Source organism: Streptomyces sp. NPDC097981, from assembly GCF_040302565.1.
Taxonomy (GTDB): Bacteria; Actinomycetota; Actinomycetes; order Streptomycetales; family Streptomycetaceae; genus Streptomyces.
Window position 1 is genome coordinate 170,220 of sequence record NZ_JBEORW010000005.1, and the last position, 23,999, is coordinate 194,218.

A 23,999-nucleotide genomic window follows, 5' to 3' on the forward strand; every position below is an offset into this window, starting at 1 on the left:
GGTTCTTGTACCGGTGTCAGCGCGCGGCGGCGGTGATCTCAGCCACTGAATTGAGAGAGGCCTTGGCGGCGGCGGTCACGGCCTCGGAGGTGAAGCCGAACTCGCGGAACAGCACCTTGGCGTCGGCGGAGGCACCGAAGTGCTCCAGCGAGACGATCCGGCCGGCGTCGCCGACGTAGCGGTGCCAGGTCAGGCCGACGCCGGCCTCGACCGCGACACGCGCCTTCACGGACGGCGGCAGGACGCTGTCCTTGTACGCCTGGTCCTGCTCCTCGAACCACTCGACGGACGGCATCGAGACCACGCGGGCGGCGATGCCCTCGGCCTGGAGCGCCTCGCGCGCGGCGACGGCGAGCTGGACCTCGGAGCCGGTGCCGATGAGGACGACCTGCGCTGCTCCGCCCTCGGCCTCGAACAGCACGTACCCGCCCTTGGCGGCGTCCTCGTTGCGCTCGTACGTCGGCACGCCCTGGCGGGTCAGCGCCAGACCGTGCGGGGCGCCCTTGCCGAACACCTTGGTGTGGCGGCGCAGGATCTCGCGCCAGGCGACGACGGTCTCGTTCGCGTCGGCCGGGCGGACCACGTTCAGGCCCGGGATGGCGCGCAGCGAGGCCAGGTGCTCGACCGGCTGGTGGGTCGGGCCGTCCTCGCCCAGGCCGATGGAGTCGTGCGTCCACACGTACGTCACCGGCACGTGCATCAGCGCGGACAGGCGGACGGCGTTGCGCATGTAGTCGGAGAACACCAGGAAGGTGCCGCCGTAGATGCGGGTGTGGCCGTGCAGCGCGATGCCGTTCATGGTTGCGGCCATGGCGTGCTCGCGGATGCCGAAGTGGACGGTGCGGCCGTACGGGTCGGCCTCCGGCAGCGGGTTGCCCTTCGGGAGGAAGGACGAGTGCTTGTCGATCGTGGTGTTGTTGGAGCCGGCCAGGTCGGCCGAGCCGCCCCACAGCTCCGGGATGACCGAGCCGAGCGCTTCGAGCACCTTGCCGGAGGCCGCACGGGTGGCGACGCCCTTGCCGGCCTCGAAAACGGGGAGCTTGTCCTCCCAGCCCGCGGGCAGCTCGTTGGCGTTGATGCGGTCGAACTCCGCGGCGCGCTCGGCGTCGGCGGTGCGCCAGGCGGAGAAGTCCTTCTCCCAGGCGGCCTTGGCCTCGCGGCCGCGGTCCAGCGCCTTGCGGGTGTGCGCGAGGACCTCGTCGGAGACGTCGAAGCTCTTCTCCGGGTCGAAGCCGAGGACGCGCTTGGTGGCGGCCACCTCGTCGTCGCCGAGGGCCGAGCCGTGCGAGGCCTCGGTGCCCTGGGCGTGCGGGGCCGGCCAGGCGATGATCGAGCGCATCGCGATGAAGGAGGGGCGGCCGGTCTCGGCCTTGGCCGCGGCCAGGGCCTCGAACAGCGCCTTCGGGTCGAGGTCGCCGTTCGGCTGCTGCGCGACGCGCTGGACGTGCCAGCCGTACGCCTCGTACCGCTTGAGGGTGTCCTCCGAGACGGCCGTCTCGGTGTCACCCTCGATGGAGATGTGGTTGTCGTCCCACAGCAGCACCAGGTTGCCGAGCTTCTGGTGGCCGGCCAGGGCGGACGCCTCGTGGGAGATGCCCTCCTGGAGGCAGCCGTCGCCCGCGATCGCGTAGACCATGTGGTCGAAGGGGGAGGTGCCGGGGGCGGCCTCCGGGTCGAACAGGCCGCGCTCGTAGCGGGCGGCCATGGCCATGCCCACCGCGTTGGCGACGCCCTGGCCCAGCGGGCCGGTGGTGGTCTCGACGCCGGCCGTGTGGCCGTACTCCGGGTGGCCGGGGGTCTTGGAACCCCAGGTGCGGAACGCTTCGAGGTCGGCCAGCTCCAGGCCGAAGCCGCCCAGGTAGAGCTGGGTGTACAGAGTCAGCGACGAGTGCCCTGCGGAAAGCACGAAACGGTCGCGGCCGACCCACTCGGGATCCGCCGGGTCGTGCCGCATCACCTTCTGGAAAAGCGTGTACGCGGCGGGGGCCAGGCTCATCGCCGTACCGGGGTGGCCGTTCCCGACCTTCTGGACCGCGTCGGCGGCCAGGATGCGGGCGGTGTCGACGGCCCGCTGGTCGAGGTCGGTCCAGTCGAGCTCTGTGGTCGTCGGCTTGGTGCTCACCGTGGGTCAGGGCTCCTCTCCACATGTCTGTTACCCGGTGACGAACGGGACACCGGCGCGATTCCGAGCCTACCCCCGCGGCGGCGTGCAGCTATTCGAGTGCCCGCAGTCCGTCACAACGTCGTCGGTCCGATCGGACCAACGCGAGGCGACCCCCGCGCGGGGCGACGTAAGCGCAACGTCTAGAGTGGCGTGGTACGTGCAAGCCTTCAGCGGACCTTTATGTCCGAAGCTTGCTGGTTTTCTCTGTCAGGGGTGTGCGTGACGGCCGTCGAATCCCGTCCAGCGGGGGTGCTCGGGACGAGCTCCCGTCACCGGCCGTTCGGGGCCCGGGTCATGGCTTTCGTGGCTTTGACCAAGCCGCGAATCATCGAACTTCTGCTGATCACCACAGTGCCGGTGATGTTCCTCGCCGAGCAGGGCGTGCCGTCGCTGTGGCTGGTTCTCGCGACCTGCTTCGGCGGCTACTTGTCCGCGGGCGGCGCCAACGCGCTGAACATGTACATCGACCGCGACATCGACGCGCTGATGGACCGGACCTCGCAGCGGCCGCTGGTGACCGGCATGGTCAGCCCGCGCGAGTGCCTGGCCTTCGGCATCACCCTCGGCGTGGTCTCCACCCTGTTCTTCGGGCTGCTCATCAACTGGCTGTCGGCGGCCCTCGCGCTCGGCGCGCTCCTCTTCTACGTCGTCGTCTACACGATGCTGCTGAAGCGGCGCACCGCGCAGAACATCGTCTGGGGCGGCATCGCGGGCTGCATGCCGGTGCTCATCGGCTGGTCCGCCGTCAAGAACGAGGTCTCCTGGGCCGCCGTCATCCTCTTCCTCGTCATCTTCTTCTGGACGCCTCCGCACTACTGGCCGCTGTCCATGAAGGTGAAGGAGGACTACGCGCGCGTCGGCGTGCCGATGCTTCCGGTCGTGGCGGGCAACAAGGCCGTGGCGCGCCAGATCGTCCTCTACAGCTGGGTGATGGTGGCCGTCTCACTGCTGCTGACCCCGCTGGGGTACACCGGCTGGTTCTACACCGCGGTCGCGCTCGCGGCCGGCGGCTGGTGGCTGTGGGAAGCGCACGCGCTGCACGCGCGCGCCAAGGCGGGCGTGACGGGCGCGAAGCTCAAGGAGATGCGCCTGTTCCACTGGTCCATCACCTATGTGTCGCTGCTGTTCGTCGCGGTGGCCGTGGATCCCTTCCTCCGTTGATTACTCGCCGGTAGCATGCTGTCCATGGCAGACACCACCGCGGACACCGCAGACAAGAAGCAGGACCGGACGGCCGCGAAGCTGGCCAAGCAGATCGGCGCGTTCGCCAAGCGGCACGGCGGCGCCGAGGGCCAGCTCGCGTACATCGGCCAGGCCGGCACCCGGATCGTCCTCGTCGGAACGGACGGCGGCTGGGGCGACCTGGTGGCCCCGACGGACGCGGTGGCCCGGCTGGCCGCCGAGAAGGCCGGCCTGACCCTCCACGACGAGTTCGACGGCGAGTTCGCCGCGCGTGTGAAGACGGGCCCGTACGAGTGGTCGCGGATGGCCGGCATCCAGCTCGGCGGCGCGCAGAGCCCGGCGGCCTGACGCCCGGCGTCCGGCCCCTTCCCCGGTCGGGGCAGGGCGTACCCGTCCGGCGGCGCCCCCAGGTGGCTTCTCGGTCAACAGCGCGAGCAACACCTCACACCCCGCTCACCCGTTAGGACGTGTGGAAGCCCCTTCCTCACGTCCGCAAACGGGATGCCCGGATGATCGAAACGCCGCCCCTGGTGGACCAGTACTGCCACGGAGTGCTCCGCACGGAGCTGGGCCTCGGGACCTTCGAGGCCCAGCTGATCCGCTCGGCGGGCCCGCCCGCCGCCGGAACCACCTTCTTCGACACGCAGACCGGCTTCGCGGTGCGCCGCTGGTGCCCGCCGTTGCTCGGACTGGAGCCGCACTGCGCCCCCGCCCGGTACCTGGCCCGGCGGCGCGAGCTGGGCGTGGCCGAGTCCGGGCGCAGGCTGCTGCGCGGCTCCGGCGTGGCCGCCTATCTGGTCGACACGGGAGTGCCCGGGGACATCACCGATCCCAAGGAGCTGGCGCTCGCGGGGGACGCCGCCGCCTTCGAGGTCGTACGGCTGGAGCTGCTGGCCGAGCAGGTCGCCGACACCTCCGGCACGGTCCCCGCCTTCCTCGCCAACCTCGCCGGGGCCGTCCACCACGCCGCCGTCGCGGCCGTGGCCTTCACCTGCGGTGCCGACGCGGGGTACCCCGCCGCCCTCGGCCACGCCCCCGGGCCGCCCGGTCCGGGCGAGGTGCGCGGGGCGGCCGGGCGCTGGCTGGCCCGGCGCTCCAAGGGCGAGGCAGTCCGGGACCCCGTACTCCTGCGGCACCTGCTGTGGAGCGCGGTGGCGACCGGGCTCCCGCTCCAGCTGCACACCGGGGCGGGCGCGGGGGAGCCGGGGCAGCGGCCGGAGCAGGCCGATCCGGCGCTGCTGACGGAGTTCGTACGGGCCACCGCGGGTCTGGGGACCCGGCTGGTGCTGCTCGGCGGATACCCGTACCACCGGCACGCCGCCCAGCTGGCCGCGGCCTTCCCGCACGTCCACGCGGATGTGGGTGCGGTGCTCGGGCAGAGCGGGGCGCGGGCGGCCGGGGTGCTGGCCGAGGTGCTGGAGCTCGCCCCCTTCGGCAAGCTGCTGTTCTCCAGCGGCGGGCGCCGGCTGCCCGAACTGCACGCGGTGGGCGCCCTGGTGTTCCGGGAGGCGCTGGGCCGGGTGCTGGGCGGCTGGGTCGGCGAGGGCGCCTGGTCCTGGCGGGACGCCGAACGGGTGGCGGCCATGATCGCGGCGGGCAATGCCCGCCGCGTCTACCGGCTGGACGAGCGCGGCTGACCGGGACCGGGGCCGCGGACGGCCCCGGTCCCGCTCGGACGGATCAGACGGAGGAGAGCTGCGGATCGCCCTGCGCCGGGATCTCCGCCTGGGCCGCGGGCCGCTCCCGCAGGCTCAGCGCCACGCGGAGCACCGCGATCCACACCAGGCAGGAGCCGAACATGTGGGCGGCGACCAGGGCCTCGGGCACGTGGGTGAAGTACTGCACGTAGCCGATGCCGCCCTGGGCGAGCAGCACGATCAGCAGGTCCCGGGCGCGCGCCCGGGTGTCGGTGGGCGCGTCGACCACGCGCAGCACCAGCCACATGGCCACGGCGAGTGCGCACACCACCCAGGCGGAGATCGCGTGGACGTGGGCCGTGGCGGTCCAGTCGAACGGCATCCGCTTGATCTCGCTCCGGTCGCCCGCGTGCGGACCGGAACCGGTGACCACCGTGCCCGCCGCGATCAGCACGAGGGTGGTCGCGAGCAGGGCCCACGAGAGTTTGCGGACGGGACCGGGCACCCGCGGCCGGGGCGCGGCGTCGCCCTCGCGGGTGCGCTGCCAGGTCACCGTCGTGACGGTGATCAGCGAGGTGGCTAGGAGGAAGTGCCCGGCCACGCTGTACGGGTTGAGCCCCGTCAGCACGGTGATGCCGCCGAGGACCGCGTTGCCCATCACGATGGCGAACTGGAGCCAGCCGAGCTTCGTCAGCGAACGCCGCCAGGGCTTGGCCGAGCGGGCCGCGATGATGCCCCAGCCGACGGCCGCGCTGAGCACGTACGTCAGCATGCGGTTGCCGAATTCCACGGCCCCGTGGAAGCCCTGCGCCTGGGTCACGATCAGGCTGTCGTCGGTGCACTTGGGCCAGGTGTCGCAGCCGAGACCGGATCCGGTCAGCCGCACCGCGCCGCCGGTGACGACGATGACCACGCTCATGACGAGCGCGGCGAACGCGGCCCGCCGGACGGTCCGGGGTGACGGAGTCCAACGGCTGGCGATGTAAGCGAGAGGGGTCAACACGGCCCTTATCGTACGCGGAGCCTTGTGCAAACTTTCACGAGGGGGTCCCGGCCGGTCCGCCCGTCGCCGGGTCGGGCCCGACGGCCAGCCGGAACCGGGCTCCGGCGGGATCGCCCTCCTCGTGCCACCAGACGTGGACGCGCCAATGGCCGCCGTCGCCGGGGTAGTCCGCGGAAGCCGCGAACCCATGCATCAATTCGGTGCCTATCTCCTCCGCTGTCCTGTTTCTTACTTCTGTTCCGCCGTGCCATGGATGGTCCTGTACGTTCCACAGCCCGTCAGGACCGCGCACCTCGACGCGCCACACCGCGCGCCAAGGCGTGACCTCCAGCATCGTGCGGACCTGGTCGGCGCCGAGGTTCAGCCGGGCCGCGATCTGGGCCTCGGACGCTCCCTGGATCCGGGCCGCCACCACGGCCTGGGGCAGCAGGGGTTCGGGCAGCAGGCCCCGCGCGCGCAGGCTCACCAGGGAGCCGAAGGACAGGAAGCGCAGACGCAGTTCGAGCTGGCGGCCGATGTGGTCGAGGGCCTCCTCCGCCTCCTGGGCCTCCTCCGGACCCGGGGCCGCGAGCAGCAGCCGACGGAAGCCGCCCTCCGCGTCCACCGCCCAGGCCACCGACTCCTCGGCGGAGCCGAGCTCGGCGAGGCGGTCCCCGAGGAACACCTTGGCCTGCGCGAGTCCGCGCCGGTTGACCGGATCGTGCTGGTCCAGACCCGCCCACACCTCGACCGCCGCCCGGGTCAGACCGAGGGCGCGCTCACCCGCCGCCCGCTCCATGGCGTTCGGGCCCGTCCCCGCCGCCGGGCCGAGCGGGTGGCGGGGCAGCCGCTCCGCGTCGCTCAGCGGCCAGGACAGCCAGACGCCCTGGTTGATCAGACCCCTGGCGTACCAGCGGGCGTACTCCGGGGCGTGCGCGGCCGCCTGCTGTGCGTGCCGCAGCCCCTCCTCGACTGCGGAGAGGGCCCCGGCCCGGTCACCGCCGGCGAAACGGCGGGCCGCCAGGTCCCCCAGGCGCAGGCCGAGCCGAGCCGCGCACTCCGGATCGGTCCGCGCCGGTTCGCGTAGTCGGCGGATCAGCTCCTGCAGCAGGGCCTCGGCCTCCGCGGGCGCCGCCCGTACGGCCCCCGACCGGATCCGTGCCCACTGCCCGTCCAGCTGCAGAACGTCTTCCCGCTGTGCCATGCCCGCCCCCCGGCGTCCTGGTGGGCACCGCCCGCGCGGGGCGGCGCCCATCCTCCTGCCAGGCCAACGTACGGGGGGTGGGAATCACTCCCAGCGGAAGAGCTTCGCGGCGCCGCCGAGCCCGAGGACGGCCCAGGCGGCGAGCACGCCCGCGTCCCCCCACGGCAGCGCGGCCCCGTGCTGCAGCACCTCGCGCAGCCCGTCGGACAGCGCCGAGATCGGCAGCAGGCCCAGTACGGACTGCACCGCGCCGGGGAACTTGTCCATCGGCACGATCACGCCGCCGCCGACGAGCAGCAGCAGGAACACCAGGTTGGCGGCGGCCAGGGTGGCCTCGGCCCGCAGGGTGCCCGCCATCAGCAGCCCGAGCCCGGAGAAGGCGGCGGTGCCCAGCAGGACCAGCGCGGCGACCGCGAGCGGGTTCCCGTGCGGGGCCCAGCCCAGAGCGAAGGCGATCGCCGTCAGCAGCGCGATCTGCAGGATCTCGGTGGCCAGCACGGACAGGGTCTTGGCGGCCATCAGCGCCCAGCGCGGCAGCGGCGAGGCGCCGAGCCGCTTGAGCACCCCGTAGCGGCGGTCGAAGCCGGTGGCGATGGCCTGGCCGGTGAAGGCGGTGGACATCACGGCCAGCGCCAGGACGCCGGGCGCGAGGAAGTCCACGGACTTCCCTGTCCCCGTGTCGACGATGTCGACGGCGGAGAACAGCACCAGCAGCAGCGCCGGGATGATCACGGTCAGCAGCAGCTGCTCCCCGTTGCGCAGCAGCATCCGGGTCTCCAGCGCCGTCTGCGCCAGGATCATGCGGGACACGGGCGCGGCCCCCGGGTTGGGGGTGAACGTACCGGCGCTCATGCGCGCAGCTCCTTACCGGTGAGTTCGAGGAAGACGTCTTCGAGGGTGTGCCGCTCGACCGAGAGGCTGCTGGGCATCACCCCGTGCTGGGCGCACCAGGAGGCGACGGTGGCCAGCAGCTGGGGGTCGACGTCACCGGTGACCCGGTACGCGCCCGGGGTGAGCTCGGCGGCCTGAGTGCCGTCGGGCAGCGCCTTCAGGAGAGAGGCGAGGTCCAGGGCGGGCCGGCCGGTGAAGCGCAGCGTGTTCTCGGCGCCGCCGCGGCACAGCTGCTCGGGGGAGCCGTGGGCGATGACCCGGCCCGCGTCGACGATGGCGACCTCGTCCGCGAGCTGCTCGGCCTCGTCCATGTGGTGGGTGGTGAGGACGACGCAGACCCCGTCGGTGCGCAGCTCCCGTACGAGGTCCCAGGTCGCCCGGCGCGCCTGCGGGTCCAGACCCGCGGTCGGCTCGTCCAGGAAGACCAGCTCGGGCCGGCCGACCACGGCCATGGCCAGGGCCAGGCGCTGCTGCTGGCCGCCGGAGAGGCGGCGGTAGGAGGTGCGGCCGCAGCCGCCCAGCCCGAGCCGCTCCACCAGGACGTCCACGTCGAGCGGGTCGGCGTACAGCCTGGCCATGTGGCGCAGCATCTCGACGGCGCGGGCGCCGGAGTAGACGCCGCCGGACTGGAGCATCACGCCGATCCGCGGGCGCAGCGCCCCGGCCTGGGCCACCGGGTCGAGACCGAGGACGCGGACGGTGCCGGCATCGGGGCGGCGGTAGCCCTCGCAGGCCTCCACGGTGGTCGTCTTGCCCGCGCCGTTGGGGCCGAGGACGGCGGTGACCGAGGCCTTGCGGACGGTGAGGTCGAGGCCGTCCACCGCGGTCTTGGGGCCGTACCGCTTCACCAGTCCGCGGATCTCCACGGCGGGGTCGTTGCTCATGCGGGTGAGTCTACGGAGCCGGGGAAGGGCGCCCGGGCCCCGGGTCGAAGCCTTACGGACCTGCGCATTCCTGACCATTTCCGTCACCAGGTCCTGGATGGCCCAGTCGGTTTCCGAGATTTTTCCGCCCTTCGGAGTCCGCCGCGCGAAGAGCCGCAGCCGGAGGACGGACCGCCGGCGGGAGCCGTGCGCCGGTGCGCGGCAGGGCCCGGACCGGCCGCGGGGCACTGCCTTTCCGCTTCACGCTGCGTGGATAGATTAGGTAACCCTTAGTGATGGAAGCCACCAGGAGTGGCCTCCGTCACGGCTTGTCGGGGCTCGACTAATTACGCAACAATGGCGTTGTGAAATACGGCGAACGGATGATCGAGGCCCCCCAGGGGGAACTCGCTACCGGGGAGCGGTCAACCCGCAACCGGGTCGCGCGGTCCATTCTGGACCACGGTCCGTCCACCGTCGCCGACCTCGCCGCGCGTCTCGGCCTCACCCAGGCCGCCGTCCGCCGCCACCTCGACACGCTCGTCGCCGACGACGTGGTCGAAGCCCGTGAGCAGCGCGTCTACGGCGCGCGCACCCGGGGCCGGCCCGCCAAGGTCTTCGCGCTGACCGACTGCGGCCGCGACGCGTTCGACCAGTCCTACGACTCCCTCGCCGCGGACGCACTGCGCTGGATCGCGCAGGCCGCCGGCGGAGGCGACCAGGGAGAGGCGGCCGTCGCCGCCTTCGCCAGGGCGCGCATGGACGCACAGGCCGAGACCTACCGGGAAACCCTGGACGCCGCCGCCCCCGCGGAGCGCACCGAGGCCCTTGCCAAGGCGTTGACCGCGGACGGGTACGCTGCTACGGCGAAGAGCGCTCCCGGTCCGCACAGCGGTGAACAGCTCTGCCAGCACCACTGCCCGGTCGCCCATGTCGCCGAGCAGTTCCCGCAGCTCTGCGAGGCGGAGACCGAGGTCTTCTCCCGCCTGCTCGGGACGCATGTGCAGCGCCTCGCCACGATCGCCCACGGCGACGGGGTGTGCACCACGTTCATCCCGCGAGGCGCGGGCACCACACAGACCGACACATCAGTATCTGCAAGCACGGCCGGGAGGAACCCCGCATGACCACGGAGACTGCTCACCCTGAGCTCGATGGCCTGGGCACCTACGAATACGGCTGGGCCGACTCCGACGCGGCCGGTGCCGCTGCCAAGCGGGGTCTGTCCGAGGATGTCGTCCGCGACATCTCGGCCAAGAAGAACGAGCCGGAGTGGATGCTGAAGCTCCGTCTCAAGGGCCTCAGGCTGTTCGACAAGAAGCCCATGCCGACCTGGGGCTCCGACCTCTCCGGCATCGACTTCGACAACATCAAGTACTTCGTGCGCTCCACCGAGAAGCAGGCCGCTTCGTGGGAGGACCTGCCGGAGGACATCAAGAACACGTACGACAAGCTCGGCATCCCGGAGGCGGAGAAGCAGCGCCTCGTCGCCGGTGTCGCGGCCCAGTACGAGTCCGAGGTCGTCTACCACCAGATCCGCGAGGACCTGGAGGAGCAGGGCGTCATCTTCCTCGACACGGACACCGCGCTCAAGGAGCACCCGGAGCTCTTCCAGGAGTACTTCGGCACGGTCATCCCGGTCGGCGACAACAAGTTCGCGTCGCTGAACACCGCCGTGTGGTCGGGCGGCTCGTTCATCTACGTGCCCAAGGGCGTCAAGGTCGACATCCCGCTCCAGGCCTACTTCCGCATCAACACGGAGAACATGGGCCAGTTCGAGCGGACGCTGATCATCGTCGACGAGGACGCGTACGTCCACTACGTCGAGGGCTGCACCGCCCCGATCTACTCCTCGGACTCGCTGCACAGCGCCGTGGTCGAGATCATCGTGAAGAAGGGCGGCCGCTGCCGCTACACGACCATCCAGAACTGGTCGAACAACGTCTACAACCTGGTCACCAAGCGCGCCGTGGCGTACGAGGGCGCGACCATGGAGTGGATCGACGGCAACATCGGTTCCAAGGTCACCATGAAGTACCCGGCCGTCTACCTGATGGGCGAGCACGCCAAGGGCGAGACCCTGTCCATCGCCTTCGCGGGCGAGGGCCAGCACCAGGACGCCGGCTCCAAGATGGTCCACATGGCGCCGAACACCTCCTCCAACATCGTCTCCAAGTCGGTGGCACGGGGCGGCGGCCGCACCTCGTACCGCGGCCTGGTCGAGATCGGCGAGGGCGCCCACGGCTCCAAGTCGAACGTGCTCTGCGACGCGCTCCTGGTCGACACGGTCTCCCGCTCGGACACGTACCCGTACGTGGACGTCCGCGAGGACGACGTCTCCATGGGCCACGAGGCCACGGTCTCCAAGGTCTCCGACGACCAGCTCTTCTACCTGATGAGCCGCGGTCTGACGGAGTTCGAGGCCATGGCCATGATCGTGCGCGGCTTCGTCGAGCCCATCGCGCGCGAGCTGCCCATGGAGTACGCGCTGGAGCTCAACCGGCTGATCGAACTGCAGATGGAGGGCTCGGTCGGTTAGTCCCGACCCGCCCGGCATCCCGCACATTCCTTAGACGTAGACCGTGTTCTTTTCAGAGAGCGAGCAAGACGACAGCCATGGCTGAGGCCCAGAACATTCCGGCGGGTTCGACCACCGCCGGCGCGATCGCGGTGGCCGCCGAGTCCACCGTCGCCACCCGGATGAGCGCACCCCCGTCCTTCGACGTGGCGGACTTCCCCGTCCCCCACGGCCGCGAGGAGGAGTGGCGGTTCACCCCGCTGGCGCGCCTGCGTGGTCTGCACGACGGCACCGCGGTCGCCAACGGCACCATGAAGGCCCAGATCGACGCGCCCGAGGGCGTCACCGTCGAGTCGGTGGAGCGCGACGACGCGCGCATCGGCAAGGCCGGCACCCCGGTGGACCGGATCGCCGCCCAGGCGTTCTCGTCCTTCGCCAAGGCCACGGTCGTCACCGTGCCCAAGGAGGCCGTCCTGACCGAGCCGGTGCGTGTCTCGCTGCACGGCGAGGGCGGCACGACCTTCGGGCACACCGTCTTCGACGTACAGGCCTTCGCCGAGGCCGTCATCGTCATCGACCACACCGGTGACGGCGTGCGCGCCGGCAACGTCGACTTCCTCGTCGGCGACGGCGCCAAGCTCACCGTCGTGTCCGTGCAGGACTGGGACGACACCGCCGTCCACTGCTCCCAGCACAACGCGCTGGTCGGCCGCGACGCGACCTTCAAGTCGATCGTGGTCACCTTCGGCGGCGACCTCGTACGCCTGCACCCGCGGGTCAGCTACGCGGGCCCCGGCGGCGAGGCCGAGCTCCTCGGCCTGTACTTCACTGACGCCGACCAGCACCAGGAGCACCGCCTCCTGGTCACGCACGACGCCCCGCACTGCAAGTCCCACGTGGTCTACAAGGGTGCGCTGCAGGGCGAAGGCGCCCACGCCGTCTGGATCGGCGACGTCCTCATCGAGAAGAGCGCCGAGGGCACCGACACCTACGAGATGAACCGCAACCTCGTCCTCACGGACGGCGCGCGGGTCGACTCGGTGCCGAACCTGGAGATCGAGACCGGCGAGATCGTCGGCGCGGGCCACGCCTCCGCGACCGGCCGCTTCGACGACGAGCAGCTCTTCTACCTCCAGGCCCGCGGCATCCCGGCCGACGAGGCCCGGCGCCTGGTCGTGCGCGGCTTCTTCGCCGAGCTCGTCCAGCAGATCGGTGTCCCGGACATCGAGGAGCGCCTCCTCGCGAAGATCGAGACCGAGCTTGAGGCGTCCGTCTGATGACCTACGTCAAGGCATGCACGCTGAGCGAGCTTGAGGAGAACACCCCCAAGCGGGTGGAGCTCGACGGTACGCCGGTGTCCATCGTCTCCACCGAGGGGGAGGTGTTCGCGATCAACGACATCTGCTCGCACGCGAACGTCTCGCTCTCGGAGGGCGAAGTCGACGAGTGCATGATCGAGTGCTGGCTCCACGGCTCTGCTTTCGATCTGCGCACCGGCAAGCCGTCCGGGCTCCCCGCGACGCGCCCCGTCCCCGTTTACCCCGTAAAGATCGAAGGGGACGACGTGCTCGTCTCCCTCACCCAGGAGTCCTGAGGCACCCATGGCAACGCTTGAAATCCACGACCTGCACGTCTCCGTCGAGACTGGTGACTCGGCGAGTGGCACCCGCGAGATCCTCAAGGGCGTCGACCTCACCGTCAAGCAGGGTGAGACGCACGCCATCATGGGCCCCAACGGCTCCGGCAAGTCCACCCTGGCGTACTCGCTCGCCGGTCACCCGAAGTACACCGTCACCGGTGGCACCGTGACCCTCGACGGCGAAGACGTTCTGGAGATGTCCGTCGACGAGCGCGCCCGCGCCGGCGTCTTCCTCGCCATGCAGTACCCGGTCGAGGTCCCCGGCGTCTCGGTCTCCAACTTCCTGCGCACCTCCGCCACCGCCATCCGCGGCGAGGCGCCGAAGCTGCGTACCTGGGTGAAGGAGGTCAAGTCCGCGATGGAGCAGCTCCAGATGGACCCGGCCTTCGCCGAGCGCAACGTCAACGAGGGCTTCTCCGGCGGCGAGAAGAAGCGCCACGAGATCCTCCAGCTGGAGCTCCTCAAGCCGAAGATCGCGATCCTCGACGAGACCGACTCCGGCCTCGACGTCGACGCCCTGCGCATCGTCTCCGAGGGCGTCAACCGCGTCCGCGAGACCGGTGAGGTCGGCACGCTGCTGATCACCCACTACACGCGCATCCTGCGCTACATCAAGCCTGACTTCGTGCACGTGTTCGCGAACGGCCGCATCGCCGAGTCCGGTGGCGCCGAGCTGGCGGACCAGCTGGAGGCCGAGGGCTACGACAAGTACGTGAAGGGTGGCGCGACCGCGTGACACAGCTGCCTGGCCTCCTCGACATCGAGGCGATCCGCAAGGACTTCCCCCTTCTGGATCGCGTGGTCCACGACGGGAAGAAGATCGTTTACCTGGACAACGCGGCGACCTCGCAGAAGCCGCGCCAGGTGCTCGACGCGCTGAACGAGTACTACGAGCAGCACAACGCCAACGTTCACCGCGGCGTGCACGTGCTCGCCGAGGAGGCCACGGCGCTGTACGAGGGTGCCCGCGACAAGGTCGCCGCCTTCATCAACGCGCCGAGCCGCGACGAGGTGATCTTCACCAAGAACGCCTCGGAGTCGCTCAACCTGGTCGCGAACATGCTCGGCTGGGCGGACGAGCCCTACCGGGTCGACCGCGAGACCGAGATCGCCATCACGGAGATGGAGCACCACTCCAACATCGTCCCGTGGCAGCTGCTCTCGCAGCGCACCGGCGCGAAGCTGAAGTGGTTCGGCCTGACCGACGACGGCCGGCTCGACCTGTCCGACATCGAAGAGGTCATCACGGAGAAGACGAAGATCGTCTCCTTCACGCTGGTCTCCAACATCATGGGCACGATCAACCCGGTCGAGGCGATCGTCCGGCGTGCGCAGGAGGTCGGCGCGCTGGTGCTGATCGACGCCTCGCAGGCCGCTCCGCACATGCCGCTGGACGTACAGGCGCTCGGCGCCGACTTCGTGGCCTTCACCGGCCACAAGATGTGCGGTCCGACCGGCATCGGTGTCCTGTGGGGCCGACAGGAGCTCCTGGAAGACCTGCCTCCGTTCCTCGGCGGCGGCGAGATGATCGAGACCGTGTCGATGCACGCCTCGACCTACGCCCCGGCGCCCCACAAGTTCGAGGCGGGCACCCCCCCGATCGCCCAGGCCGTCGGCCTCGGCGCGGCCGTGGATTACCTCACCGCGATCGGCATGGACAAGATCGCCGCGCACGAGCACGCGATCACCGAGTACGCGGTGAAGCGCCTCCTGGAGGTCCCCGACCTGCGGATCATCGGCCCCACCACGGCCGAGGACCGCGGCGCCGCGATCTCCTTCACGCTCGGTGACATCCACCCCCACGATGTCGGTCAGGTCCTGGACGAGCAGGGCATCGCGGTCCGCGTGGGGCACCACTGCGCGCGCCCGGTCTGCCTGCGCTACGGAATTCCCGCGACCACGCGAGCGTCCTTCTACCTGTACTCCTCTCCGGCCGATGTCGACGCACTGATCGACGGTCTGGAGCACGTACGGAACTTCTTCGGCTGACGAGGACGAGGCGCTGTGAAGCTGGATTCGATGTACCAGGAACTGATCCTGGACCACTACAAGCACCCGCACGGGCGCGGCCTGCGCGACGGCGATGCCGAGGTGCACCACGTCAACCCGACGTGCGGTGACGAGATCACGCTGCGCGTGAAGTACGACGGCGAGACGCTGACCGACGTCTCGTACGAGGGCCAGGGCTGCTCCATCAGCCAGGCCAGCGCGTCCGTGCTGAACGAGCTGCTCGTCGGCAAGGAGCTGGCCGAGGCGCAGAAGATCCAGGGCGTGTTCCTGGAGATGATGCAGTCGAAGGGCAAGATCGAGCCCGACGAGGCCATGGAGGAGGTGCTGGAGGACGCGGTCGCGTTCGTCGGCGTCTCCAAGTACCCGGCTCGCGTGAAGTGTGCTCTGCTGAGCTGGATGGCCTGGAAGGACGCGACCGCCCAGGCACTGGGCGACGCGGAGAGGAAGACGGCATGACCGAGAGCGCGACGCCCGAGGCGTCGATCAAGCCGGCCACCGAGGAAGAGGTCCGCGAGGCCCTCTACGACGTGGTCGACCCCGAGCTGGGCATCGACGTGGTCAACCTGGGCCTGATCTACGGCATCCACATCGACGACGCGAACATCGCCACCCTCGACATGACGCTGACGTCGGCGGCCTGCCCGCTGACGGACGTCATCGAGGACCAGGCGAAGTCGGCGACGGAAGGCATCGTCAACGAGCTCCGCATCAACTGGGTCTGGATGCCCCCGTGGGGCCCGGACAAGATCACGGACGACGGCCGCGAGCAACTGCGCGCGCTCGGTTTCAACGTCTGATCCCACGTCTGATCTGCTGTACGCACGAAGGGCTCCCGGCACTGCGCCGGGGGCCCTTCGCGTGTTCCGAGGCGTGTTCCGCATCGTCTTCCGCGTCCCGAGGGGCCCTCGGCGCCCCGGGGAGTCCGTGCTTCCGGAAGGCGCTCCGAGTTCGTCCGTCGGACGGTTGAAGTGCACCGGAAGTTGGCCACGGTGGCCGAACCTGCTCGACGGCCGTCACGCCATGACGCGTGATGCGCGCCCGGTTCGACTCGTGGGGACACCGATGAAGAAGCAGCTTGGTATCGCAGGGATCGCGGCGCTGGCCGTCGCAGGGACGGTCACGGCCGCGCCCGCGCAGGCGGTGACGTACGGGACGCCGACGATCAGCCTGTCCGCGTCGTACCTGTCCGGTGCCGTCGGCGCCGTCGGGGACCCCGTGGTGAACGTGACCGTGGGGCAGAGCGGCGCCGACGTGTCCGCACTGACGGTCAGCGCGTCCGCGTCGAGCAAGGCCTCGGTCGCCGGGACCGGCGACGTGACCGTCACCGGCTCCGGTGCGGTGCGGCAGCTGGCCGTCACCGCGCGCGGCCGCGGCTACACCGGCCTCACCATCAAGGTGACCGGGCTGGGCGGCAAGACCGCCACCAAGACCCTGAACTACGCGGCCTCGGCCGCGGTGCAGAACCCGGCCGACGCCCGCTACTTCACCGGCGCCTCGGACTCCTCGGCCGCCGTGGACGTGGGCGGCGGCTACACCGTGGTCGCCGACGACGAGAACAACGTGCTGCGCCTGTACGACCGTTCCCGCTCGGCCGCCCCGGTGAAGACCTGGGACTTCAGCTCCCAGCTCGGCGTCACCAAGGAGGTGGACATCGAGGGGGCGACCCTGATCGGGAACACCGTCTACTGGACGGGCTCGCTCGGCAACAACAAGGACGGCGAGTACAAGGCCCCCCGGAACACGGTGTTCACCACTACCGTGACCGGTTCCGGTGCGGGTACGCAGCTCGCGTACGGGCGCTCGTACAAGCAGCTCCGCGACGACCTGGTGGCCTGGGACACGGCCAACGGGAACCGCTACGGCTTCGCGGCCGGCACCGCGGCGGGCCAGGCGCCCAAGCAGATCGACGGCTTCAACGTGGAGGGTCTGGAGTTCGCGCCGGGCTCGACCACCACCGCCTACCTGGGCTTCCGCGCCCCGCTGGCCCCGGCGGTGCCGGGCGGCAAGGCGCTGATCGTGCCGGTGACCAACTTCGACAAGGTCCTCTCCGGCGGGGCCGAGGCCGCCTTCGGAGCGGGCATCGAGCTCGACCTCGGCGGCCTGTCGATCCGCGACATCCGCAAGAACGCGGCGAACCAGTACCTGATCCTGGCCGGCTCCTGGGCCGCGGACGACAACTCGGACCCGTACGCCCTGTACCAGTGGGACGGCGTCCCGGGCCATGCCCCGGTCAAGCGGGCCGACCTGCCGACGACGGACCCGGGCGGCTGGGAGGCCATCGTGGACGTGCCGGACCTGTCGGCGCCGGGGGCGCGGGTGCAGCTGGTCACGGACAGCGGGTCCGCCGACCTGTACGGCGACGGGATCGAGGCCAAGGACCTGACGCACCCGGAGTTCAAGAAGTCCCGGGCGGCGTGGTTCACGCTGAACTGAACCCCTCTGTACGGGCGAGGCGGTCCGGGTCCCGGCCCGGACCCCGGATCCGGGCCGGCTCCCGGCGGTGTCAGCCGGCGGCGCGGACCGCTGTCAACGCCGCCGCGACGCTCGCCTCGATGTCCCGGATCGGATAGATCACCTCGCGCACCGTACGCTCCCGGTCCACCACCAGCGTCAACCGCTTCAGCCGGCTCACCCCCGCCGCCCGGAACGTCGGCAGCCGCAACGCGGCCGTCAGCGGCAGATCCGCATCCGAGAGCAGCGGGAACCGCAGTCCCTCCGCCTCCGCGAACTCCCGCTGCTCATCCGGCCGCTGGGTCGACACCCCGTGCACCGTCGCCCCGGCCGCCGTGAACTCCGCCAGCTGGTCCCGGTACGTGCACGACTCGAACGTGCAGCCCTTCGCCCCGGGGATCCCGGCCCACCCCGGCGGGTAGGACTCGGCCCGGGCGTACGCGCCGGGGAAGCAGTACAGGACCGTGAACGGAGTGTCCGCCACCGGATCCCGGGCGTCCCCGAAGCGGTCCGGCAGCACCAGCTCCGGCAGCCTCGTACCGCGCAGCGCGTGCACCCGTTCCGCCTCCCGCGAGGACTCCTGCGTCGTCGCCGTCATCTCTCCGTCTCCCGAGACCCATGCGTCTCCCCAGTCCTGGAGGGCCACCAGGACCGGCAGCAGGCCCCGCCCGCGCGGGGTCAGCCGGTACTCGTGCCGCACCGGGCGCTCCCGGTACGGCTCGCGCGTCAGCACCCCGGCCTCGACCAGCAGCCTCAGCCGCTCCGCCAGCACCTTCCGGGACATCCCCAGCTCGCGCTGGAACTCGTCGAAGCGGTGCACTCCGCGCGCGGCGTCGCGCACGATCAGCAGCGTCCACCAGTCGCCCACCACGTCGAGGGCCTGGGCGATGGCGCAGTCCGCGTCGCCGAGGTGTGTGCGCTGGGCCATGGGCACTCCTTTGTCCGTTGACCCAAGGCTGTCATGCTGACATAGTCCGTTCCCAAAAGGAACTCACTAGGGTTCGGCGGGATCTGCGGGGGAGCGGGCGGGCATGCTGCAGGGCTTCAAGGACGTACCCAGAGTGGTCTGGCTGCTGGCGGCCGGGGTGTTCGTCAACGCCGTCGTCAGCTTCACCTTCGTCTTCGTCTTCCTGTACCTCACCGGCCCGCGCGGCCTCGGCGCCGACCGGGCGGGCCTGGTCACCGGCATCGGCGGCATCGGCCTCGTCGCCGGGAACTTCACCGGAGGCTGGTACGGGGACCGGTTCGGCCACCGCCGGGTGCTGCTCGCCGCCTCCACCCTCGGCGGCCTCGCCCTGACGGTCTTCCCGCTCCTGCCCGCCCCGCTGCTGTACGCGGCCCTGCCGCTGGCCCAGTACGCCTCCGGTGTGGTCCGGGCAGCCAACTCCGCGCTGGTCGCCGTCACCGTCCCCGAGGGGGCCCGCCGGCAGGCCTTCGCCGTCGTCCGCTGCGCCTCCAACGGCGGCTTCACCCTCGGCCCGCCCCTCGGAGCGCTGATCGCGACCGGGCTCTCGTACGACTGGCTCTTCGTCGGCGACGGCCTCGGGACCCTGTTCTTCGCCCTCTGGACCGCGCGGGCCGTCCCCTCTCGCGGCGCCTCCCGCAACGCCGCCGCCGCGGCCGCGGACGGGGGTCCGGGCCGCGGCGGCCTGTGGGCGGAGCTGCGGGCCCGGCCCGCCGTACTCGTCCTGCTCGGCGCGATCCTGGTGGCCGACCTCGTCTACCGCCAGCAGTACGGCACCTTCCCCGTCTTCCTCGCCGCCCACGGGCACGGCACCCGGGCCTTCGGGTTCGTGATCGCCCTCAACGGCGCCGTCATCCTGCTGCTGGAGCTGCCGGCCGCCGTCGCGCTGCGCGCCCGGCCGCCGCTCCCGGTCATCGGGACCGGGCTGGTGCTGGTCGGGGCCGGGTACACCGCGCTGCTGGCCGGGGTGGGGACCGCGAGCGCCGTCGCGATGATGGTGCTGCTGAGCCTCGGCGAGATCCTGTACAAGACCACCGCCACCGCGTACGTCGCCGACCAGGCGCCCGAGCACGCCGCAGGACGGTTCCAGAGCCTGTACGCGGGGGTCTCGGTCAGCGGCGTCGTCCTCGGGCCGCCGCTGGGCGGAGCCCTGTACACCGCCGCGCCCGGGCTGCTGTGGCCGCTGTGCTCGGCGCTGGCGGCGGGCGCGGGCGGGGCCGTGCTGTACGTGTCGCGCAGGGAGGCCCGACACGCCGCGCGCCCGGCACATGAGACCGGTTCGCAACCGCAGGCCGTCGCCGGTTAGGTTTCGGACATGACTGCTACGCGTACCACCGGCGCCGTCGCCGCCGGACTTGCCACCATCGCCGCCGACGGCACCGTCCTCGACACCTGGTTCCCCGCCCCCGAGCTGGTCGCCGAGCCCGGCCCCGCCGGCACCGAGCGCCTCACCGCCGACCAGGCCGTGCAGCTCCTGGGCGCCGCCGCGGCCAAGGCGATCCGCCTGGACGCGGTCCGCGACGTCGAGGTCGTAGCCGTCCGCACCGTGATCTCCTCCCTTGAGGACAAGCCGCTGGACGCGCACGACGCGTACCTGCGCCTGCACCTGCTCAGCCACCGCCTGGTCAAGCCGCACGGCCAGAGCCTGGACGGCGTCTTCGGCCTGCTGGCCAACGTCGCCTGGACCTCGCTGGGCCCGGTCGCCGTGGACCAGGTGGAGACCGTACGGCTGAACGCGCGCGCCGAGGGCCTGTACCTCCAGGTCACCTCGATCGACAAGTTCCCGCGGATGACGGACTACGTCGCCCCCAAGGGCGTGCGCATCGCCGACGCGGACCGGGTCCGCCTCGGCGCGCACCTCGCCGAGGGCACCACCGTCATGCACGAGGGCTTCGTCAACTTCAACGCCGGCACCCTCGGCACCTCCATGATCGAGGGCCGCATCTCGGCGGGCGTCGTGATCGGCGACGGCTCCGACATCGGCGGCGGCGCGTCCACCATGGGCACCCTCTCGGGCGGCGGCAAGCAGATCATCTCGATCGGCGAGCGCTGCCTGATCGGCGCCGAGGCGGGCGTCGGCATCGCGCTGGGCGACGAGTGCATCGTCGAGGCCGGCCTGTACGTGACCGCGGGTACCCGCGTCACCCTCCCGGACGGCCAGATCGTCAAGGCCCTGGAGCTCTCGGGCGCCGGCAACATCCTCTTCCGCCGCAACTCCGTCACCGGCACGGTGGAGGCCCGCCCGAACAACGCGGTCTGGGGCGGCCTGAACGAGGTCCTCCACAGCCACAACTGACCCCCGGCGGACGCCGCAATGCCCTCCCACACCCCCGAGCGGGGCGGGAGGGCATTGCGGTGTCCGGAGGGCGCGCGTGCGCGCCGCCCGGCGCAGCGGTGGTCAGTGGAGGGGCAGGGTGCGGATCAGGCCCGCGAAGGCCTCTTCCTCCGCCTCGGTCAGTTCGACCGACTCCATCGGGTGCGCGGCAGCGGTGCGCTGCACCGGGATGCCCGTGATGCCCTTGACCGCGCGGGGCTCCGGGCGGTGGAAGCGGGCGCCGCGCAGCATGTGGCCGAGCCCGACCAGCCACACGAGGGCGGCCACGAGCAGGACGGCGAGGCCGATTTCCTGGGCGAGGGAGATGGAGGGGAACACGCGGTCCTCCGGGGGTACGGGGGGACATGGCCGAGCGTGGGGACACTCAACACCACAACCCGGGTCGAATGGGTAATGATGTGGCGAGCGTCACGCCAGGGGTGAAAGGCCCTGACTTGCCCCCGATGCGCTCCGGAGGCCGTCGCTCAGTCCGCCAGGCGCAGCTTGAAGCCCTCGTGGCTGCGCGCGAAGCCCAGCCGCTCGTAGAAGCGGTGGGCGTCCGCCCGCTCCTTGTTGCTGGTCAGCTGGACCAGGCCGCAGCCGCGTTCGCGCGCCCGCGCCACCGCCAGGCGCATGAGCTCGGCGCCCATTCCTCCGCCCCGTCGGTCCGCGCGTATCCGCACCGCCTCGACCAGCGCCCGCTCCCGCCCGCTCTGGCCGAGGCCCGGGATGTACGTCAGCTGGAGACAGCCGAGCACCACCCCGCCCTCGACGAGGACCATCATCTCGTTGCGGGCGTCCGCCTCGATCGCGGCGAACGCCCGCTCCTGGGCCTCGCCGACCGCGGCCCGCACCTCACCGCCGTCCGCCAGCAGGGCGAGTACGGCGGGCAGGTCCTCACGGGTGGCAGTACGAAAGATCACGGTCAGAAGTGTGGCACGGGGCCCGGACCGGGGACACCTCCCGGCGGTGGCCGGGGGAGACGGCGTCCGGGCCCCTGCGGCTCCGGGGCGGCCACCCGGCCGCCCGGCTGCACGACTACGGGCGGAAACGCAGCACCTGAGGGTCGTGGTCGCTGTTCTGCGCCGAGAACTCCGCGTTGATGTGCACGCTGTCGTACGTGAAGGACTTGATCGCCGGGCTGGTCAGGATCTGGTCCAGCACCTGCGCGTTGCCCTGGTACACGTACGAGTAGCGCTCCGCCTTCGGCAGCGACTTGATCGCCGAGTACAGCGCCCCGCCGTCCTCCAGCGCCTTCGCGGTGCCCGAGAACTCGAAGTCGTTGATGTCGCCGAGGGCGAGGACGTTCGCGTTCTTGTCGGCCGCGAGGATCTCCTTGACGAAGGCGTTCACCGCCTGCGCCTGGAGCAGCCGCTTCTCCTCCGACTTGCGCACCGGCGGCTGGTGCTGCGAGGCCAGGCCCTCGTCGCCGCCCTTGGAGCTGAAGTGGTTGGCGATCACGAAGACCGTGCGGCCACGGAAGACGAACTCGCCGGCCAGCGGCTTGCGGCTGTCGGTCCACGCCGGGTTCGCCGGGTCGATCCGGCCGGGGGAGTGGGTCAGGGCGGCCTTGCCGTTCTCCTTGGACACGCCGGTCGCGGTGAACGAGTCGCCCGCCGCGCGGTCGGTGAAGGAGACCCGGGCCGGGTTGAACAGGAACACCTGGCGGATGTTGCCGCCGGGCTCGCCGCCGTCCTTGTTGTTCTCGGGGTTGATGGTCCGCCACTGGTAGGCCGGGCCGCCCGCAGCCGCGATGGCCGCGGTGAACTTCTGCAGGGTCTCCTCGGCCGAGACGGTGCCGTCGTTCTTGGCGCCGTTGTTGTCCTGGATCTCCTCCAGGGCCACGATGTCGGGCGAGGACAGGTTCTCGACGACCGCCTTGGCCAGGTTGTCGAACTTCTCCTGCGGGTCGCCCGGGTCGAGGTTCTCCACGTTGTAGGTGGCCACCGCGAGCTCGCCGGGCGACTGGGCCTTGGTCTTCTCGGGGGCGAGGGTGCCCGCCTTGACCGTGCCGAGGGTGCGGGCCACCAGGGTGTAGCCGCCGAACTGGTTGAAGTCCAGAGGTCCTTCGGTGGTGCCGGTCAGCTTGTCGCCGACATTGGCCACCGGGAAGGGCTGCTGCGCCAGCGGCGCGAGCTGCTGGATCTGGAGCCGGCCGGTGTTCTGGGACTCGTACGAGCCGTAGATCGTGCCGCCGCGCTTGGCGGTGTTCTCCCAGCCCTTGACCGTGACCCACATCTCCGCGTGCGGGTCGGTGGCACCGACCACGCGCGAGCTGCCGATCTTCACGTTCATGCCCTCAAGGGACTCGTAGAAGTCCAGGGCGTAGCGCGAGGGGTCCAGGGTCAGGCCGTTGATGCTGCCGGCGGCGGCCGGGTCGCCCGCCGGGGCGTACTCGGCGGGCACGTTGTACTCGCTGATCACGGTGGCCTCGGGCAGCGCGTTGCCCGAGGAGACCACGGTCACGGCCGGCTTGGAGATCTGGGTGACCGACTGGTTGCCGGAGGCCGCACCGCCGGGGACGTACTCGCCGACCAGGCCGGAGACCTTGACCGCGTCGCCCACGGCGACGGTCGGGACCGAGTTGGTGAAGACGAAGATGCCCTCGCTCGTGGCCGCGTCGTCGTCCGCGTCGGGGTCCTGCATCCAGAAGCCGCGCGAGCCGTACGTGCGCACGCCCGTCACGATGCCCGCGACATCGGCCACCTGCTTGCCGTTGAGCGGCGATATCCGGGTGGTGCCCTGGATGTCGTGGATGCGTATGGGATCGGCGGACGCGGCGCCTTCGGCCGCGTCGGCGGTGCCGGCCAGAAGGCCGGTGGCCAGGGCCGTGGCGACGAGGGCCGAGACGGCGGCGGAACGGGGATGCGAGGAGCGCATGGTCAGGAACTCCGGTGTGTGGAAGCGGCAAACGAAGGGATGATGCGTGCTTTTGGCGGGATACGTGCGGAGGTTCGGCGGCCGGGCCGCAGTCGATCCGCAGGAATCCCGGCGGTCCCCCATAGATCTACGCGCGTCAATTTCCTGTGTGATCAGGGAAGTTGTCAAGGCCTACAGGGAATACGGAAGCTGACTGTGGGATGAACCAAAGGAGATGGCCCGTCGGGCGCGCCCGAAATGCGTCTACGCTGGTGCGCCGGACGGCCGCCGAGGGGCGGCCGAACCACCGCCCCGTGGCGG

General features: G+C 71.1%; 23 protein-coding genes. 14 read left to right on the forward strand and 9 right to left on the reverse strand.

Annotated elements, in window-relative coordinates; all coding sequences use genetic code 11:
* Positions 1-16: 16 nt before the first annotated feature.
* Positions 17-2,122, reverse strand: a complete 2,106-nt coding sequence (gene tkt, locus ABTY04_RS07080) for a transketolase (RefSeq protein WP_352212303.1) — start codon at positions 2,120-2,122, stop codon at positions 17-19.
* A gap of 255 nt (positions 2,123-2,377) precedes the next feature.
* Here tkt and ABTY04_RS07085 point away from each other — a divergent pair, with 255 nt between their 5' ends.
* From ABTY04_RS07085 to ABTY04_RS07095, 3 genes are all read left to right on the forward strand, one after another.
* Positions 2,378-3,325, forward strand: a complete 948-nt coding sequence (locus ABTY04_RS07085; RefSeq protein ID WP_352212304.1) for a heme o synthase — start codon at positions 2,378-2,380, stop codon at positions 3,323-3,325.
* Positions 3,326-3,349: 24 nt separating this feature from the next.
* Positions 3,350-3,694, forward strand: coding sequence for a hypothetical protein (locus ABTY04_RS07090; RefSeq protein ID WP_502996569.1), 345 nt, complete (start codon positions 3,350-3,352; stop codon positions 3,692-3,694).
* Positions 3,695-3,855: 161 nt separating this feature from the next.
* Positions 3,856-4,983, forward strand: a complete 1,128-nt coding sequence (locus ABTY04_RS07095) for an amidohydrolase family protein (RefSeq protein ID WP_352212306.1) — start codon at positions 3,856-3,858, stop codon at positions 4,981-4,983.
* 43 nt (positions 4,984-5,026) lie between these two features.
* Here ABTY04_RS07095 and ABTY04_RS07100 read toward each other — a convergent pair whose 3' ends face one another.
* The 4 genes from ABTY04_RS07100 to ABTY04_RS07115 all read right to left on the reverse strand — a co-directional run bounded on the left by ABTY04_RS07100 (position 5,027) and on the right by ABTY04_RS07115 (position 8,944).
* A complete protein-coding gene (locus ABTY04_RS07100; protein ID WP_502996573.1) occupies positions 5,027-5,995 on the reverse strand; it encodes a COX15/CtaA family protein in 969 nt (322 codons plus the stop codon).
* Positions 5,996-6,020: 25 nt separating this feature from the next.
* Positions 6,021-7,169: a hypothetical protein gene (locus ABTY04_RS07105; RefSeq protein WP_352212308.1), complete on the reverse strand. Its 1,149-nt coding sequence runs from the start codon at positions 7,167-7,169 to the stop codon at positions 6,021-6,023.
* A gap of 84 nt (positions 7,170-7,253) precedes the next feature.
* Positions 7,254-8,021, reverse strand: a complete 768-nt coding sequence (locus tag ABTY04_RS07110) for an ABC transporter permease (RefSeq protein ID WP_352212309.1) — start codon at positions 8,019-8,021, stop codon at positions 7,254-7,256.
* Positions 8,018-8,944: an ABC transporter ATP-binding protein gene (locus ABTY04_RS07115; protein ID WP_352212310.1), complete on the reverse strand. Its 927-nt coding sequence runs from the start codon at positions 8,942-8,944 to the stop codon at positions 8,018-8,020. The genes ABTY04_RS07110 and ABTY04_RS07115 overlap by 4 nt, the downstream gene beginning before the upstream one ends.
* A gap of 362 nt (positions 8,945-9,306) precedes the next feature.
* Between ABTY04_RS07115 and ABTY04_RS07120 the strand changes: the two genes are divergently transcribed.
* The 9 genes from ABTY04_RS07120 to ABTY04_RS07160 all read left to right on the forward strand — a co-directional run bounded on the left by ABTY04_RS07120 (position 9,307) and on the right by ABTY04_RS07160 (position 17,523).
* Positions 9,307-10,050 carry a helix-turn-helix transcriptional regulator gene (locus ABTY04_RS07120; RefSeq protein ID WP_352212417.1) on the forward strand — a complete coding sequence of 248 codons (744 nt, stop codon included), beginning with the start codon at positions 9,307-9,309 and terminating at the stop codon, positions 10,048-10,050.
* Positions 10,047-11,462 carry a Fe-S cluster assembly protein SufB gene (gene sufB, locus ABTY04_RS07125; protein WP_352212311.1) on the forward strand — a complete coding sequence of 472 codons (1,416 nt, stop codon included), beginning with the start codon at positions 10,047-10,049 and terminating at the stop codon, positions 11,460-11,462. The genes ABTY04_RS07120 and sufB overlap by 4 nt, the downstream gene beginning before the upstream one ends.
* A gap of 77 nt (positions 11,463-11,539) precedes the next feature.
* The gene (gene sufD, locus ABTY04_RS07130) at positions 11,540-12,718 is read left to right on the forward strand and encodes a Fe-S cluster assembly protein SufD (protein ID WP_352212312.1); all 1,179 of its coding nucleotides are present in this window, start codon (positions 11,540-11,542) and stop codon (positions 12,716-12,718) included.
* Positions 12,718-13,035: a non-heme iron oxygenase ferredoxin subunit gene (locus ABTY04_RS07135; protein WP_352212313.1), complete on the forward strand. Its 318-nt coding sequence runs from the start codon at positions 12,718-12,720 to the stop codon at positions 13,033-13,035. The genes sufD and ABTY04_RS07135 overlap by 1 nt, the downstream gene beginning before the upstream one ends.
* Positions 13,036-13,042: 7 nt before the next feature.
* Complete coding sequence (sufC, locus tag ABTY04_RS07140; protein ID WP_352212314.1) at positions 13,043-13,816, forward strand: Fe-S cluster assembly ATPase SufC; 774 nt, start codon at positions 13,043-13,045, stop codon at positions 13,814-13,816.
* Positions 13,813-15,069, forward strand: coding sequence for a cysteine desulfurase (locus ABTY04_RS07145; RefSeq protein ID WP_030160389.1), 1,257 nt, complete (start codon positions 13,813-13,815; stop codon positions 15,067-15,069). Before sufC ends, ABTY04_RS07145 begins: the two co-directional genes overlap by 4 nt.
* A 15-nt stretch (positions 15,070-15,084) precedes the next feature.
* Complete coding sequence (gene sufU / locus ABTY04_RS07150) at positions 15,085-15,546, forward strand: Fe-S cluster assembly sulfur transfer protein SufU (protein ID WP_030292254.1); 462 nt, start codon at positions 15,085-15,087, stop codon at positions 15,544-15,546.
* Complete coding sequence (locus ABTY04_RS07155) at positions 15,543-15,887, forward strand: metal-sulfur cluster assembly factor (protein ID WP_352212315.1); 345 nt, start codon at positions 15,543-15,545, stop codon at positions 15,885-15,887. The genes sufU and ABTY04_RS07155 overlap by 4 nt, the downstream gene beginning before the upstream one ends.
* 265 nt (positions 15,888-16,152) lie before the next feature.
* Entirely contained in the window at positions 16,153-17,523 is a 1,371-nt protein-coding gene (locus ABTY04_RS07160) for a hypothetical protein (protein ID WP_352212316.1), read from the forward strand.
* Positions 17,524-17,593: 70 nt separating this feature from the next.
* Here ABTY04_RS07160 and ABTY04_RS07165 read toward each other — a convergent pair whose 3' ends face one another.
* Positions 17,594-18,469: a winged helix-turn-helix transcriptional regulator gene (locus ABTY04_RS07165; protein ID WP_352212317.1), complete on the reverse strand. Its 876-nt coding sequence runs from the start codon at positions 18,467-18,469 to the stop codon at positions 17,594-17,596.
* A 103-nt stretch (positions 18,470-18,572) separates the two neighbouring features.
* On the opposite strand from ABTY04_RS07165, the gene ABTY04_RS07170 reads away from it, so the two are divergent.
* On the forward strand, positions 18,573-19,811 hold the full coding sequence (locus ABTY04_RS07170) for an MFS transporter (protein WP_352212318.1): 1,239 nt from the start codon (positions 18,573-18,575) through the stop codon (positions 19,809-19,811).
* 9 nt (positions 19,812-19,820) lie between these two features.
* Positions 19,821-20,801, forward strand: a complete 981-nt coding sequence (gene dapD, locus ABTY04_RS07175; RefSeq protein WP_352212319.1) for a 2,3,4,5-tetrahydropyridine-2,6-dicarboxylate N-succinyltransferase — start codon at positions 19,821-19,823, stop codon at positions 20,799-20,801.
* 102 nt (positions 20,802-20,903) lie between these two features.
* On the opposite strand, the gene ABTY04_RS07180 is transcribed toward dapD, so the two are convergent.
* From ABTY04_RS07180 to ABTY04_RS07190, 3 genes are all read right to left on the reverse strand, one after another.
* A complete protein-coding gene (locus tag ABTY04_RS07180) occupies positions 20,904-21,158 on the reverse strand; it encodes a hypothetical protein (protein ID WP_352212320.1) in 255 nt (84 codons plus the stop codon).
* Between the two features lie 146 nt (positions 21,159-21,304).
* Positions 21,305-21,742: a GNAT family N-acetyltransferase gene (locus tag ABTY04_RS07185; RefSeq protein WP_352212321.1), complete on the reverse strand. Its 438-nt coding sequence runs from the start codon at positions 21,740-21,742 to the stop codon at positions 21,305-21,307.
* Positions 21,743-21,857: 115 nt separating this feature from the next.
* Positions 21,858-23,699, reverse strand: coding sequence for a DUF8508 domain-containing protein (locus ABTY04_RS07190; RefSeq protein ID WP_352212322.1), 1,842 nt, complete (start codon positions 23,697-23,699; stop codon positions 21,858-21,860).
* Between the last annotated feature and the right edge of the window lie 300 nt (positions 23,700-23,999).

Bases quoted from the DNA above. Each gene is read 5' to 3' on its own strand.
- ABTY04_RS07090 (WP_502996569.1), top strand. From the start codon at position 3,350: ATGGCAGACACCACCGCGGACACCGCAGACAAGAAGCAGGACCGGACG.
- ABTY04_RS07095 (WP_352212306.1), top strand. From the start codon at position 3,856: ATGATCGAAACGCCGCCCCTGGTGGACCAGTACTGCCACGGAGTGCTC.
- ABTY04_RS07105 (WP_352212308.1), bottom strand. From the start codon at position 7,169: ATGGCACAGCGGGAAGACGTTCTGCAGCTGGACGGGCAGTGGGCACGG.
- ABTY04_RS07110 (WP_352212309.1), bottom strand. From the start codon at position 8,021: ATGAGCGCCGGTACGTTCACCCCCAACCCGGGGGCCGCGCCCGTGTCC.
- ABTY04_RS07115 (WP_352212310.1), bottom strand. From the start codon at position 8,944: ATGAGCAACGACCCCGCCGTGGAGATCCGCGGACTGGTGAAGCGGTAC.
- ABTY04_RS07120 (WP_352212417.1), top strand. From the start codon at position 9,307: ATGATCGAGGCCCCCCAGGGGGAACTCGCTACCGGGGAGCGGTCAACC.
- sufB (WP_352212311.1), top strand. From the start codon at position 10,047: ATGACCACGGAGACTGCTCACCCTGAGCTCGATGGCCTGGGCACCTAC.
- sufD (WP_352212312.1), top strand. From the start codon at position 11,540: ATGGCTGAGGCCCAGAACATTCCGGCGGGTTCGACCACCGCCGGCGCG.
- ABTY04_RS07135 (WP_352212313.1), top strand. From the start codon at position 12,718: ATGACCTACGTCAAGGCATGCACGCTGAGCGAGCTTGAGGAGAACACC.
- sufC (WP_352212314.1), top strand. From the start codon at position 13,043: ATGGCAACGCTTGAAATCCACGACCTGCACGTCTCCGTCGAGACTGGT.
- ABTY04_RS07155 (WP_352212315.1), top strand. From the start codon at position 15,543: ATGACCGAGAGCGCGACGCCCGAGGCGTCGATCAAGCCGGCCACCGAG.
- ABTY04_RS07160 (WP_352212316.1), top strand. From the start codon at position 16,153: ATGAAGAAGCAGCTTGGTATCGCAGGGATCGCGGCGCTGGCCGTCGCA.
- ABTY04_RS07165 (WP_352212317.1), bottom strand. From the start codon at position 18,469: ATGGCCCAGCGCACACACCTCGGCGACGCGGACTGCGCCATCGCCCAG.
- ABTY04_RS07170 (WP_352212318.1), top strand. From the start codon at position 18,573: ATGCTGCAGGGCTTCAAGGACGTACCCAGAGTGGTCTGGCTGCTGGCG.
- dapD (WP_352212319.1), top strand. From the start codon at position 19,821: ATGACTGCTACGCGTACCACCGGCGCCGTCGCCGCCGGACTTGCCACC.
- ABTY04_RS07190 (WP_352212322.1), bottom strand. From the start codon at position 23,699: ATGCGCTCCTCGCATCCCCGTTCCGCCGCCGTCTCGGCCCTCGTCGCC.